Here is a 13176-nt window from a genome sequence, read left to right on the forward strand (position 1 = left end):
CTCATGCCCTATCACACCGCCGACCGCGGCGCCGCCTACAGTCCCCAAGGCACTGCCACCCGTAAGAGCCGCGCCAGCCACACCGCCTACACCGGCGCCGATGGCGGTGTTTTTCTCCTGAGTCGTCATGCCGCTACAGCCCGCCAGGCCGGCAAGCACTACCGCACAAAGTGCAGTTTGTTTGATTCCAATCATTTCAGTCTCCTTGAGAACGTTAATGAAAGTGAAGAGAAAATGCCGCTTGATCACGCCGCCAACTCCTCTTCACGTGAATGAATCGCACACGGTTACCGGCTGCACGCCGGGGTGGCTTTTCATTGCTGGTGTCTTCATGCTAGGAGGCTGCGGGTTCGGTGGTGTAGGACGAACTCCCGATATCGGTACGTACTACGCCCGGTACCTCCGGAGGAAATTTCGCATGCAAATCACGTCCGGACCACTTCTCAAGCCTGAACAGGAGCGCACGCGCAGCGGGACGCAAACGCGCGTCATCCCATCAAGCGTCTCAGCCCCGGCGCGCCGCCTCTATCGCGGCGACGTCAATCTTTTTCATGGTCATCATCGCGTCGAACACGCGCTTGGCCACCTTGGGATCGGGGTCGGCTATACCGTCAGTGAGCGCGCGCGGAGTGATCTGCCATGACAGGCCCCACTTGTCCTTGCACCAGCCGCATTCGCTTTCCTGCCCGCCATTGCTGACGATCGCGTTCCACAAACGGTCGGTTTCGGCCTGATCATCGGTGGCAATCTGAAAAGAGAATGACTCGTTATGCTTGAAGAGCGGGCCACCGTTCAGCCCGATGCAGGGAATGCCGGCGACGGTGAACTCGACCGTGAGCACGTCACCCTGCTTGCCGTCGGGGTAGTCACCCGGTGCATAAAAGAGTTTGCCGACAGTGCTGTCGGGGAATGTTTTGGCATAGAAGTTTGCGGCCTCGACGGCACCACCGTCGTACCACAGACAGATCGTGTTCTTGCTGGTCTTTTTGCTGGCCATGTCGTGTCTCCTGAAAGGTTGGGTATTCGGCACCCGGCGCCCGCCACGGTGCAAAGAACCCCCATGGTATCCATCCTGCATACCTGATTTGTCGGATGGGACTGATGCCCTTGTAGGGATACGCCGATGCCCCAATGACAGCTGTGTGTTTGCCTATGCTCGTTCATATTGAGGAGGCGGTTGGCAGACTGGCCGCCTAGAATCAGTTTGCAGGCTCAGGCCCTTCCTTTCTTATCAAACTGAAACCCAAAGAATTCTTCATGCGTTACGCAGTCATCCTGTCAACATTGCTTCTTTGCTCCGCCTGCAGCAAAACATCGTCCCCACCCGCCGCCGTCATCCCGCCCAGAGTGCCCGCCACCACACCCGCCGCTACCACTGCCAATGCCACTGCGCTCGTATTACCCGACACAAAAGAGGCGACGCAAGCATTCCTTCTGATGATGGAGATGCAAGAGTACAAAACCGCTGAACTCAAGCTCGGCACCTGCATCCCGGCTGTTGATGCCAAGTACTCAGGTCAAATCGCCTGCACGGTGTCACTAAAAATTGGGGCTGGAAGTTCTGAAACCCAGGCAGATTTTTACCGTCGTGGTAATAAATGGGTGGCCCAACCGAGCAGCTCGCAAGATAGGTTGCCGTTTCCGGATCCCAAGCTTTGAACGTGATGACTAACAGTGTCGCTCTGCGGCCGAGTCTGGCCGCCGGCCATCTTCAACGCCACGCCTCAAGATGAAAATTTGCGCCGAATGTCAGTCGCCTGCCCCAGATGCACTTCTGGCGTGTTCCGCCTGTGGCTGCGGCATCTTCGTTGAACCAGATGCCCCGAACACCGAGAAGCGTGCTGATTCAGATTTCGTCGTGCTGCTTAAATGGTCGCTCGGCTACTTGCTATCTGCGGTGCTGTTGGGCGTGGTCACATCCATTTTGGCGAACATGCTGTTACGCAGCGGTCTCAGAGCGGCGGCAGAGGGAATGGTCACATCGCCCATCATGTTAATTCCTGTTCTCACGATACTGTTCTTTGCGTTCTATTCAAGTCGCTATCACAACCCCATCGCCCGGGCCGGCGCGCTGTACCTGGCAATCTCGGTTCTTGGACTCGGTGTGCACTTGCTAAGCTCCGGGCGCCCGGCCGAGTACATTGCCGCCGCGGCAAGCACCCTTTTCTTTGGACTGATTGGCACTGCCATCGCCTTCTTCTTCAGGCGGAAGGAGCCATAAGGCAAAACCCGCGCTCCCACCACCCCAGGCACAAACCGCCTATTGCACGTGGCATTCCCGCCGCAGTAAGGCCAGCGCGTCGTGTAGCGCATGAGCGGCATCGCTTTGCAGCGTGGCCTGCGCCTCTTCTACAAAGTCATCCCACAAGCTAGCGTAGGCGTCCTGGTGCTGCACCGGCGCGTGGTCCACGATGTACTCGTGGGCCAGCGCGGGCTTGAACCCGGATTTGCGGATCTTGCGCAGCAGGGTCGCGGCGCTTTTCTCGGTCAGCAGGGTCTTGGGCGCGGAGCCGGCGGCCACGCACAGGAACAGGGTCAACAGCGAACCATCGTCCGCATTGCCGCCGGTCACCTTGCTCCACACAGCGGATGCCTGACGGTCATGGTGATCGACCTCGTTCAGGCCGTCTTCAACCCAGAAATACCGGCCCATGAAGGCCGGGCTGCGGTCAAACAGCTGGCGCGGCGGCAAGGTCGCGTCGAGTATTTTTGGCGCGTCGGCCATCACGGACTGACGCACTGCCTCCACCACATCCCGCAGGTGGGCAGGCAGCTTTTTCGGAACGGCGAGCGGTAGCGCCGCCGGATCAGCCTCGTGTTTTTTGCGCAAGGCGGCAATCATCTTCTCGAACGCGACCCAGTCGGGCATCTCGGTGCGGCCCGTCGCCAGCACCAGCAAGGCGGTGCGAATCACCGCTTCGGCATCCTTGCCCGCGTCTTCGAGTTCGGCGGCGTCCATGCCCAGCTCTCCGGCAAGCCAGATGGCCGAATCCACAACCTGCGCCACATGGCTGCGCCTGGCAAGTTCGGCCTGGTAGTCGGCCAGGTTGCGCAGCGACCATTTGGCCAGCAGCGGAATGTGCCCGTCGGTGAAGCCGCCGCGTTCATTCATGCCGAAGTGGCTGTTTTGCGGCATGGCGATCAGGGCTTTGAGCATGTCCGAGCCACCCTTGGAGCGCGACAGCAGCGAGAAATCGCGCAGCGATTCAGCCGCTTGGTGGAGGTCCCCCTGGCAGGAATGTTCGAGGTACAGGCTGATCAGGTTCACCATGCGGTCACGGGCTTTTTCAAGGTCCGGGCGCAGGAACTCATTGCCGAAATAACGCGCAATCTGCACCATGCCCTTGGGGCCTTCGACCCGCATGGCTTCGATTTTTTCGGCATCGATGATGCCGTGCTGCACGCCGTATTGCAGTGCCTTTTCAAAAAAGGCGCGCGTATCGTAGAGCGAGATGACGGAAGGCGACGACATGGGCGTTTGCAAATTCAGATCGCCGATTCCTCGTCGGACTCACGCGCCGTCGGCGTGGCCTTGCCGCGATCGGTGTCGCCGGTCTCAACCTTGCCGTCGTCGTCCTGCACATCGTCCTCATTCTCTTCATTCTCCTCATCGGAAGCCGCCTTGTGCGCACTGCCCTTGGCGCGCAGCACCATCAGCGTTTCAATGAACAGGTCAGGTAGTTCGTAACGCAGCAGCCAGGCGAGCTGCATCCAGTCCTGGTCGGCGATCTCATCCAGCTGGACACGTGGCCTTTCGTAGGCCGAGGCCAGCAGCGCGGACTGGGACAGCATCTTGCCGTACTCGTCGGCCAGCTCAAAGCTGCCGCTGCGCGCAAAGGCCTCGACGCGGCTCCACTGGTCGGAAAAGTAATCAGCGAGGGCTTCGCTGCCACCGTCCAGGTCGCCAATCGCGGTGAGAAATTCCAGCGGGTCAGCGTCCTCCCGGAAGATCACCGCATTGACCATGCCACGCAGGTGCGTGCGGGTCAGGTCCTTGTAGAGCTTTTCAATCACCACGGCACGGGCAAACTGCGCGGGCGTGACCAGCAGGCTGACCACCGACTCCTTGGAGTTGTCGTACTCGCGAATGACGGCCAGGACGTCCTTGGGCGGCAACTGCTCCAGCACCACCATCAGCGCTGCATCACCTTCGGCGTCGGCCAGCCCGACCAGTGCAGCCTCGGCGCCGACGATGTCGCCGGCCGCAATCAGGCTTTGGGTTTTTTCGATCAGGGCGAGATGTGTTGTCATCAGTGTTTTACCTTCCAGGTCATGCTTGCTTGCGTCAGTCTTTGGCGTCAAAGCCCTGCTGGACCAGCCAGTCGGAACCTGCCTCGTGGCGTGCCCGGGCATCGGCGCTTTGCTCACGATCGTCATCGCCCTCAAACATCACCAGGGCGCCGTCACCGTTCTCATCACTGTCTTCGTCGTCATCGCCGTCACCATCTGCTTCGGCGCTCACGATGGACGCGGCCACCGGCAGACCGGCCATGTATTCCAGCCCCGCCGTCAGCGTCAGGAATTTCTCCCCGCCGGGCGCCTGCAGAACGATGTGCGCCAGGTCCTGAGCCCAGGGCGCCAGCACAAAGCCATCCGCCAGGCTGGCCCAGGCCGGAAAGCCGTCGGTCTCGACATCGTGGGTGAGCAGGTGTTCCATCACGTTTTTTTCCGTGAAATCAAACCCCTGGTGAAACACCACCGCCACCATCTCGGGGCTGGTGTCCATCATCTGGACCAGAAAGGCCATCTCCTGGCGTTTGCCGGCCAGGCGCTGGTGCAGCACGTCACGCCCCTCGGAGTCGAATCGCAGGTCGTCCATCTCGGACTGGTAGGCCGAACGCAGGTCGAGGAAATAGGGGGAGACACTCATGCTGCCGGGTTTTTCATGGGGTGTTCTTCTTTCGGTCAGCGAGGGTCACAGCAGTGGGTTGAAATAATCGGCCCAGATCACACGCGCCGTGTCTATCGGGCTGTCGAGCAGGTTGCGACGGCGGTTGTCGTCATAGGCCTGGCGCTTGTCCGCATCCGACAGCACCTCATAGGCCTGCTGCACCGCCCTGAAACGCTCAGGCGCCTCGGGGTTGGCATTTTTGTCCGGGTGCCAGAAGGAGGCTTTCTGGCGAAAGGCTTTTTTGACATCGGCCAGCGTTGCTGCGCTGTCCAGGCCGAGGGCGGTGTAGTGATCAGTCATGCAAAGGTGGCTGTGTCCTGGACCGCAGACAGGGAGCTGCACGGCATGTTGAAGACTCACGAAGTGAGGGGGAGTCGCCGGCGCGCGCGGCGGAGGGATCAAGGATTATGCCTGTCTGGCGGCGTGCAGGCTGGCGGCGGGAAAATGGCCTTGGTTCGCACTTGCCGCCAGCCCGATCAACATCTATTGCTTATCAATGCAGCCAGCCTCACCTTGGACGCGGCGATGCGGGCCCCGAGCTGCGTCGGATCGGGTATTCTCTGACGGCGCCGAGTCCAGCAACTAGTGTTCTTGTCGAGCGCTGGAATAACGACCACGCAATCCCCACCCGCAAGATGCCCCATACGCAGAAAAATTTTGTGAGGGAAGCTCTTTGAGCGACTATAGACCTGACATTGACGGGCTTCGCGCCATTGCAGTCCTGTCAGTCATCAGCTTTCACGCCTTCCCGACGTGGCTTGAAGGAGGCTTTGTAGGCGTTGACGTTTTTTTTGTCATCTCGGGATACCTGATCTCCCGCATCATCCTCACCTCCCTCCATACGGGGCAATTCAGCATCCTTGGTTTTTATCAACGGCGAGTGCTGCGAATTGTGCCGGCGCTGACGGTCGTCCTGATCGCCGTATTTGCCGTTGGCATAGCCCTGCTGTTGCCCTCCGACCTTCGAGACCTAGGCGCGCACACCCTTGGAGGAGCGGGATTCTTCTCAAACCTCCTGCTCTGGCGGGAGACAGGTTACTTTGACACCTCGTCATCGGCTAAGCCGCTCCTTCACCTTTGGTCGCTCGGCGTGGAAGAACAGTTCTATTTGCTGTGGCCCGTGTTACTTTGGACCGCTTACAAGCGCCGGGGCGGTGTTGTGGCACTCCTGGCCGCAGTCGGACTTGGGTCGTTTGTGCTCAGCGTCATGACGCTTGAATCTAATCCTGCGGCCGCGTTTTATTCGCCTGCAGCCCGGTTCTGGGAGTTGCTTGCCGGAGCAGCTCTCGCGCAATCCAGCTCAAAATCGAACGCTGGTCGCATTCAACGGTGGCAACGCATCGTCAGCGCAGATATGCTATCAACTCTTGGAGGGTTAACCCTTGCGCTGAGCATATTCTTTACTTCGGAGCTCCATGGATTTCCAGGTTGGTGGGCTATTCCTCCGGTTGTCGCGGCCTTTTTACTCATCGCGGCCGGGCCCGTAGCCTGGCTCAACCGAATGGTGCTTTCACAGCCACTATTAGTATGGATCGGCCGGATCAGCTTTCCGCTTTACCTCTGGCACTGGCCGCTCCTCGCATTTCCGCATATTCTTGGTGGCGCCAGCGCATCTATGACAACGCGCGTTGCGGCGGTTGCAGCTAGCTTTGTTCTTGCCTGGCTAACTTTTGCCTTTATTGAGCGCCCAGTCCGCTCGGCCAGAAGGCTTTCTCAACCACGTCTCGCCGGTTTTCTCCTTGCTCCGCTGATCCTGGCCGGCATGGGCGGCTTCCTTGCATTGCAAACGGAAGGCTTGGGCCAGCGTCCCTGGATTCAGTACTGGGCTCGTTTCGATAAGAGCATCGCGATGAGTCCGCAGGCTAAGGACTGCTTCGACCTTCCCTCAGCGCACACGGCAGAAACGTGGATGTGTACCTGGGGCAAATCCGGGCCAGTCTCGACATTCGTCATAGGCGACAGCCACGCGCTCAGCGTGCTGCCCGCGCTTGAGGCGCTATCGACAGAAAATCGTGAGCGGATCGCCTTTGCTGGCGCATCCGGTTGCCCACATTTGCTTGGCATCCAGTCGGTACGCGACAAGGAAGGTGCGGTAGATTGCTTGCTCTTGAACGAGCGCGCTTTCGACTATGTAGTGAAGAATGGCATCCCGGCCGTTTTTCTCTTTGCCAGATGGACTTACTACACCGGGGGCAAGACCCGGCCTTGGGACCTCAACTTTCTATCGACGAACATGCGCTTGCCTAACTCGAAAGCCATGTCACGCGAATCATTTGTCGTCGGGCTTAGTCAAACCGTGGAGCGCTACAAGCGTGCGGGTGTCAAGATTTTCATCTTCAAGGACGTACCACAACAGCTGGTCGATCCAAAGAAAGTGCTACGGCGATTACGCTACAACACTGATTCCATCAATGACGCGGCAGTTCCAACCGATACACATCTTGCAGATCAGCAGTGGGTAAACGCACAGATTGATCGAGAGGCGATGAATGGTGCTGAAGTTTTGTCATTCAACGACCTGCTATGCAATGCTGCTGTCTGCCCTCTGGTCGACCGCGAGATGTTCCGGTATTTTGACGACGACCACCTCAGCGTTCACGGTGCAATGCTTGTGCTGCCGCGTATCCGGCAAGCCTTGCAAGCTGACAGCTTAACGGCTCACCACGCGAAACTGAAGCCCGTCAAAGACTCGCTCGCCATACGAAGCCTACCAGCACCATCGCAGATTGATGCTGCAAATTCCCCCGTCAGATCGGGCAGACCTCGAAGCATCATGGAGTCCGTGGACCAACTACCCAACTAGCCTCGCAATCGACGCGGTCACTTGGCATCGATGCTGTCGCTCAACCCCACTCCGACAAACGCCCCGAGACCAACCTGAAACGCCGCCCGCAACGCGAAGCCAGCGTTTCATCATGCGTGACCAGCACAAAGGCTGTGCCGAAGTCGCGCGCCAATTGCAGCATCAGTTCAAACACGCCGTCGGCGGTTGAACGATCCAGGTTGCCGGTCGGCTCATCAGCCAGCACGCACGCAGGCTGCGTGACCAGCGCACGCGCAATCGCGACGCGCTGGCGTTCGCCGCCTGAGAGTTCTGCTGGGCGGTGATGGATGCGGTCTTGCAGGCCCACGGCGGCCAGCATCTTGGTGGCGACGCGCGCGCATTCCGCAGGGGACTCACGGCGGATCCACAGGGGCATGGCCACGTTGTCGAGCGCGCTGAATTCGGGCAGCAGGTGATGGAACTGGTAGACAAAACCCAAGTGCTTGTTGCGCAGATCGCCTTGTTGTTGGGGTGACAGCGACGACAGCATCTGGCCCTTGAGTTCAACCTGGCCGCTGGTGGGGGCGTCGAGCCCGCCCATCAAATGCAGCAACGTGCTTTTGCCGGAGCCTGAGGCGCCGACGATGGCCAGCGTTTCACCGGCGTGCACTTGCAGGTCTACGCCATGCAGCACGGTCAGGTCGATCAGGCCTTCGTGGAAGCGTTTGGTGAGGCCCTTGGCCTTGAGCACCACTTCGCCGTTCGCGTTGGTGCTTTGCAGCGTATTCGTCATGTCGTTCTTGAGTTCACTCATAACGGAGGGCCTCCGCGGGGTTCACGCGGCTGGCGCGCCAGCTGGGGTAGATGGTGGCCAGGAAAGACAGCACCAGGGAGATAACCACGATCGGCATGATGTCGGCGTATTGCGGTTCACTCGGCATGCGGCTGATGAGATAAATGTCTTTGGGCAAAAAGCTGGCGTTGAGCGCGCGTTCAATGGCCGGCACGATGACGTCGATGTTGAAGGCAATGCCCAGGCCCAGAACGAGGCCCGAGAGCGTGCCGATGACGCCGACCAGTGCGCCCTGCACCATAAAAATTTTCATGATGCTTTTGGGGCTGGCGCCCAGCGTGCGCAGGATGGCGATGTCGGCGCGCTTGTCGGTCACCGTCATCACCAGCGTGCTGACGAGGTTGAAGGCCGCGACTGCCACGATAAGCGTGAGGATGATGAACATCATGCGTTTTTCAAGCTGCACGGCGGCAAACCAGGTTTTGTTCTGGCGCGTCCAGTCGCGAATCAGCAAATCACCGCTCAGGCTTCTTGACAGCTCAAACGCGACTTCGCGCGCCTGGTGCAGGTCTTTCAGCTTGATGCGGATGCCGGTCGGCCCTTCGAGGCGGAAGATCCGCGCGGCGTCGTCCTGGTGCATCATGACCAGGGCCGAGTCGTATTCAAAATGGCCGGAATCAAAGGTGCCGACCACTGTCATTTGCTTCAGGCGCGGCACCACACCCGCCGGGGTGACCTGGCCGCTGGGCGCGATCAACGTGACGCTATCGCCCTCACGCACGCCCATGGCGCGGGCCAGCTCGCCGCCCAGCACCACGCCGAAATTGCCGGGCACCAGCTTGGCTAGCGTGGGGCCGGACGTCACGGCGAGGTCGGTGACCTGGCCTTCGAGTGCCGGGTCTATGCCGCGTACGACGGTGCCCTTCATGTCTTCGCCGCGCGCCAGCAGGGCTTGCGCGGCGATGAAGGTGGCGGCGCCGGTGACCTGCGGGTTGGCCTTGATTTCAGCCAGGGTTTTTTCCGGATTGGGCAAGGCAGCGCCGTTGGGGGCGAATACCTCGATGTGCGAGATCACACCCAGCATGCGGTCGCGCACTTCCTTCTGGAAGCCGTTCATCACGCTGAGCACGATGATGAGCGCGGCCACACCGAGCGCAATGCCCAGCATGGACACGCCTGAAATAAAAGAAATAAAGCCGTTGCGCCGGGTGGCGCGGCCGGCGCGGGTGTAGCGCCAGCCCACTATCAGCTCATAAGGAATTTGCATACTCAACCTGGTAGTCGTTGCGGGCCACGGGTGGCCAGCTCGAACGGATTCTTATAGGGTGCGATTTAAGCGCGCAAATTGAGCGCCCAAATTTGAACGCCAATTGTGGCATCCCGGACAATAGCCCCATGTCAGCCAATTCCCCCACTCCTTTCACAGGCCCGAAGCTGCTGATTCCCTTTGCGGCCTGCAGTACGGAAGCCTGGCTGCCCACCATGAAGGCGCTGCCAGTGCAAGGCATGCGCAACCTGAGCCAATTGCTCAAAGGCATGAAGTCAGTACACACTGATACGGCAGATGCACACACGCTGTCGCCGCCGCACGAGCGAGCCTTGGGCCAGGCGCTGGGCCTTGCCACTGCGGACACGCCTGACGGGTTGATTCCGTGGGCGGCGCTGGATGCTGCTCAGCACCTGCAGGCCGGCACCGGCAAGGCCTGGGCCTGGGTAACGCCCTGCCACTGGGCCATGGGCCGCGAGCATGCCACGCTGACTGACCCGGCTGCGCTGGGCCTGAATGAAACGGAATCCCGCACCTTGCTGGCGGCGATGCAGCCTTACTTTGATGGCGACGGCATCACGATGCACTATGTGCCGGCGCTGGGGCCGGCGCGCTGGCTGGCCGAAGGCGAGGTGTTTCGCAGCCTGCCCACCGCATCACTCGACCGGGTGATGGGCCGCAACGTCGACCCGTGGCTGCCCAAGCAGAACAAGGACGACGCCCAGGGCATAGCTCGCAAGATGAAGCTGTTGCAAAACGAAATGCAGATGCTGCTGTACACCCACGCGCTGAACGATGAACGCGCTGCGCGCCGCCAGTTGCCGGTCAATTCTTTCTGGCTGAGCGGCAGCGGCGCCCTGCCCGCTGGGTATGAACCTGCCAGCCAGGCGCCGACCGCACCACGCAGCCTGGCGCAAGCCGTTTTTGCTGATGACTGGCAGGCCTATGCCCAAGCCYGGGCCGCACTGGATGCCGGCGAGATGGCGCAGCTGCTGGCCCGCCAACGCGCAGGCGAGGCCGTGCGGCTGACGCTGTGTGGCGAGCGCGGCTGGCAGACGTTTGAAACGCACCAGGCCGGCCTGTTGGCCAAAATTTCGAACCTTTTGATGCCGCAGCCCTTATGGTACTTGCGCGAGCAGCTATAAAAAAGATAGTAGACACACATGAAAATACAGGTACGCGATGTGCCCCCACGCAGCGTCTGGGCGCTGCAGCAAGCTGGCATTCACCCGCTGCTGGCGCAGCTGTATGCCGCGCGCGGCGTGAACGCGGCAGACGAGCTGGACGACGGCCTGGCCCGGCTGCTACCGCCCGCTTCGCTGCACGGCGCCGCTGAGGCGGCGCGCCTGCTGGCCGACGCGATGGCGGCCGGCAAAAAGATTTGCGTGGTGGCCGACTACGACTGTGACGGCGCCACCGCCTGCGCTGTGGCGCTGCGTGGCCTCAAGCTGCTGGGTGCGCAGCATGTGAGCTACCTGGTGCCTGACCGCGTCACTGATGGCTACGGCCTCACGCCTCCGATTGCCGAGCGGGTGAAGGCCGCTGGCGCCGACGTGCTGGTGACGGTAGACAACGGCATCGCCAGCATCGACGGCGTGGCGCGTGCGCGCGCGCTGGGCATGCAGGTGCTGGTGACAGACCACCACCTGCCCGCGCTGAGAGACGGCGAAGTGGTGCTGCCCGAGGCCGACGTGATCGTCAACCCAAACCAGCCTGGCTGCACGTTTGAAAGCAAATCGATTGCCGGCGTGGGTGTGATGTTTTATGTGCTGCTGGCGCTGCGTGCCGAGTTGCGTGCGCGTGGTGTGTTTGACGCCGCCACACAACCGAAGCTCGACGCACTGCTGCCGCTGGTGGCCCTCGGCACCGTAGCCGACGTGGTGAAGCTGGACGCCAACAACCGCCGGCTGGTGGCGCAGGGCCTCAAGCGCATACGCACGGGCCATTTGCCCGCGGGCCTGGCCAGCTTGTTCAAGGCAGCGGGCCGGCAGGCGCCGGTAGCCACCACGTTTGACTTTGCCTTTGCGCTGGGCCCGCGCATCAATGCGGCAGGCCGACTCAGCGACATGACACTGGGCATTGAATGCCTGCTGACCGACGACCCGGCGCGCGGCGACGAGCTGGCGCAAATGCTGGACGGCATCAACCGCGAACGCCGCGACATTGAGGCCGGCATGCGCGAGCAGGCGCAACTGGCGGCTGACGCAATGATTGACGAAGATGAGGAGCCGCCGCCGGCGATTGCCATCTTCGACCCGGAGTTCCACGAAGGCGTGGTCGGCATCGTGGCCTCACGCGTCAAAGACAAGCTGCACCGCCCGACGTTCGTGTTTGCCGCCAGCCAGGCCGACGGCAAAGAGCACGAGCTCAAGGGCTCGGGCCGCTCGATTCCCGGCTTTCATTTGCGCGATGCGCTGGACCTTGTGGCCAAGCGCCACCCCGGCGTGCTGCTGCGCTTTGGCGGCCACGCCATGGCAGCCGGCTGCACCATTGCCGAAGAGCACTTTGAAGTGTTTGAAAGTGCGCTGCAGCAGGTGGCGCACGAATGGCTGGATGCCGCCACGCTGACGCGCCGCATGGACACCGACGGCCCGCTGCCGGCCGAATATCGCCGCACCGACGTGGTCGACACGCTGCACAAGGAAGTCTGGGGCCAGGGGTTTGCAGCCCCCACCTTCAGCGAAGTGGTGGAAGTGGTGTCGCAGCGGCTGGTGGGTGAAAAACACCTGGCGCTCAAGCTCAAGCACCAGGGCCAGCCGGTCGACGGCATCTGGTTTGGCCACACCGAATCACTCCCCGCACGGGTCAAGCTGGCCTTCCGGCTGGATGCGGACGAATGGCAGGGCGTGAAGCGGGTGCGGTTTCTGGTGGAAGCGGCTGAGCTCTGACGGCCCGCTACCTCAAAGCCCTGGGTTTCTTAAGCGAATCGGGGTTTTGGCCAATAAGGGTGTGCGCAAGCAGCTCCTGAATTGATAGCAAATAGGGATACTTCAAGGGTTTCATCTGTTTACCCAAAAAGGCATAAGCCCTTACTCCAATTGAGAGTAATTCTCATTTAAGATGGGTTTTGCCCTTTTATCGGCTGATGCTTCGGTTGCCTCTTCGATTGCATATCGTTCGTTTGTTGACGGGGGCGCCTTCATCTTATGGAGCCCCGACATGCAAGGACCCTGTACCTCTCTGCCCGGCCTTGACCGGGAACACCGCGCCCTGCTCGCCCAGTACGGCGAGATCCAGAAGCGCTGCAGCACGGTGATTGCCGTGCAGGCCGCGGAAATCTCGCGCCTGCAATCCCAGGCGGTGCGCCTGCGCGCGGCGGCGATGGTGCGGGAGACGGCGCTGGCCTGGGAGCGTGAAGACCGGCAGGCCGTGGAGGCGGCCATCCCCGGCCTGCCCAAACGGCTGACGCTGGCGCGCCGGGTGGAGTGGCTGATGGGCCGTGTCCATGACTTGCAGGGTTT

At 61.0% G+C, this 13176-nt stretch carries 13 protein-coding genes and 1 pseudogene; 6 read left to right on the top strand and 8 right to left on the bottom strand.

What is annotated here, in order from left to right; genetic code table 11:
* Both AC1DWI_RS02940 and AC1DWI_RS02945 read right to left on the bottom strand, forming a co-directional pair.
* A partial coding sequence (locus tag AC1DWI_RS02940; protein ID WP_477724349.1) for a glycine zipper 2TM domain-containing protein occupies window positions 1–195 on the bottom strand: 195 nt, incomplete at its 3' end.
* A 310-nt stretch (window positions 196–505) separates the two neighbouring features.
* The gene (locus AC1DWI_RS02945; protein ID WP_477666150.1) at window positions 506–997 is read right to left on the bottom strand and encodes a VOC family protein; all 492 of its coding nucleotides are present in this window, start codon (window positions 995–997) and stop codon (window positions 506–508) included.
* 260 nt (window positions 998–1257) lie between these two features.
* Between AC1DWI_RS02945 and AC1DWI_RS02950 the strand changes: the two genes are divergently transcribed.
* Both AC1DWI_RS02950 and AC1DWI_RS02955 read left to right on the top strand, forming a co-directional pair.
* A complete protein-coding gene (locus AC1DWI_RS02950; RefSeq protein WP_477669722.1) occupies window positions 1258–1659 on the top strand; it encodes a hypothetical protein in 402 nt (133 codons plus the stop codon).
* A 70-nt stretch (window positions 1660–1729) separates the two neighbouring features.
* Window positions 1730–2221, top strand: a complete 492-nt coding sequence (locus AC1DWI_RS02955) for a hypothetical protein (protein ID WP_477669723.1) — start codon at window positions 1730–1732, stop codon at window positions 2219–2221.
* 39 nt (window positions 2222–2260) lie between these two features.
* Here the strand turns inward: AC1DWI_RS02955 and AC1DWI_RS02960 are convergent, their stop codons facing one another.
* Genes AC1DWI_RS02960 through AC1DWI_RS02975 form a run of 4 tightly spaced genes read right to left on the bottom strand, consistent with a single transcriptional unit; the run spans window position 2261 to window position 5191 of the window.
* Window positions 2261–3472 carry a hypothetical protein gene (locus AC1DWI_RS02960; RefSeq protein ID WP_477669724.1) on the bottom strand — a complete coding sequence of 404 codons (1212 nt, stop codon included), beginning with the start codon at window positions 3470–3472 and terminating at the stop codon, window positions 2261–2263.
* A gap of 14 nt (window positions 3473–3486) precedes the next feature.
* Window positions 3487–4251, bottom strand: a complete 765-nt coding sequence (locus tag AC1DWI_RS02965; RefSeq protein WP_477669725.1) for a hypothetical protein — start codon at window positions 4249–4251, stop codon at window positions 3487–3489.
* 34 nt (window positions 4252–4285) lie between these two features.
* Window positions 4286–4870, bottom strand: coding sequence for a hypothetical protein (locus AC1DWI_RS02970; protein ID WP_477669726.1), 585 nt, complete (start codon window positions 4868–4870; stop codon window positions 4286–4288).
* Window positions 4871–4915: 45 nt separating this feature from the next.
* Window positions 4916–5191 carry a DnaJ domain-containing protein gene (locus AC1DWI_RS02975; RefSeq protein WP_477669727.1) on the bottom strand — a complete coding sequence of 92 codons (276 nt, stop codon included), beginning with the start codon at window positions 5189–5191 and terminating at the stop codon, window positions 4916–4918.
* Between the two features lie 373 nt (window positions 5192–5564).
* Between AC1DWI_RS02975 and AC1DWI_RS02980 the strand changes: the two genes are divergently transcribed.
* Window positions 5565–7694, top strand: a complete 2130-nt coding sequence (locus AC1DWI_RS02980) for an acyltransferase family protein (RefSeq protein WP_477669728.1) — start codon at window positions 5565–5567, stop codon at window positions 7692–7694.
* 40 nt (window positions 7695–7734) lie between these two features.
* On the opposite strand, the gene lolD is transcribed toward AC1DWI_RS02980, so the two are convergent.
* Together lolD and AC1DWI_RS02990 are read right to left on the bottom strand one after the other, a co-directional pair.
* Window positions 7735–8469 carry a lipoprotein-releasing ABC transporter ATP-binding protein LolD gene (gene lolD, locus AC1DWI_RS02985; protein ID WP_477669729.1) on the bottom strand — a complete coding sequence of 245 codons (735 nt, stop codon included), beginning with the start codon at window positions 8467–8469 and terminating at the stop codon, window positions 7735–7737.
* On the bottom strand, window positions 8462–9715 hold the full coding sequence (locus AC1DWI_RS02990) for a lipoprotein-releasing ABC transporter permease subunit (RefSeq protein WP_477669730.1): 1254 nt from the start codon (window positions 9713–9715) through the stop codon (window positions 8462–8464). Before AC1DWI_RS02990 ends, lolD begins: the two co-directional genes overlap by 8 nt.
* A gap of 128 nt (window positions 9716–9843) precedes the next feature.
* Here AC1DWI_RS02990 and AC1DWI_RS02995 point away from each other — a divergent pair, with 128 nt between their 5' ends.
* From AC1DWI_RS02995 to AC1DWI_RS03005, 3 genes and pseudogenes are all read left to right on the top strand, one after another.
* Window positions 9844–10860, top strand: a complete 1017-nt coding sequence (locus AC1DWI_RS02995) for a hypothetical protein (protein WP_477724350.1) — start codon at window positions 9844–9846, stop codon at window positions 10858–10860.
* An 18-nt stretch (window positions 10861–10878) separates the two neighbouring features.
* Entirely contained in the window at window positions 10879–12603 is a 1725-nt protein-coding gene (gene recJ / locus AC1DWI_RS03000) for a single-stranded-DNA-specific exonuclease RecJ (protein WP_477669732.1), read from the top strand.
* A 271-nt stretch (window positions 12604–12874) separates the two neighbouring features.
* Window positions 12875–13176: pseudogene (locus AC1DWI_RS03005) on the top strand (DUF2325 domain-containing protein); the annotation flags it as partial.

It is taken from the genome of Polaromonas sp. P3_C2, assembly GCF_056402675.1.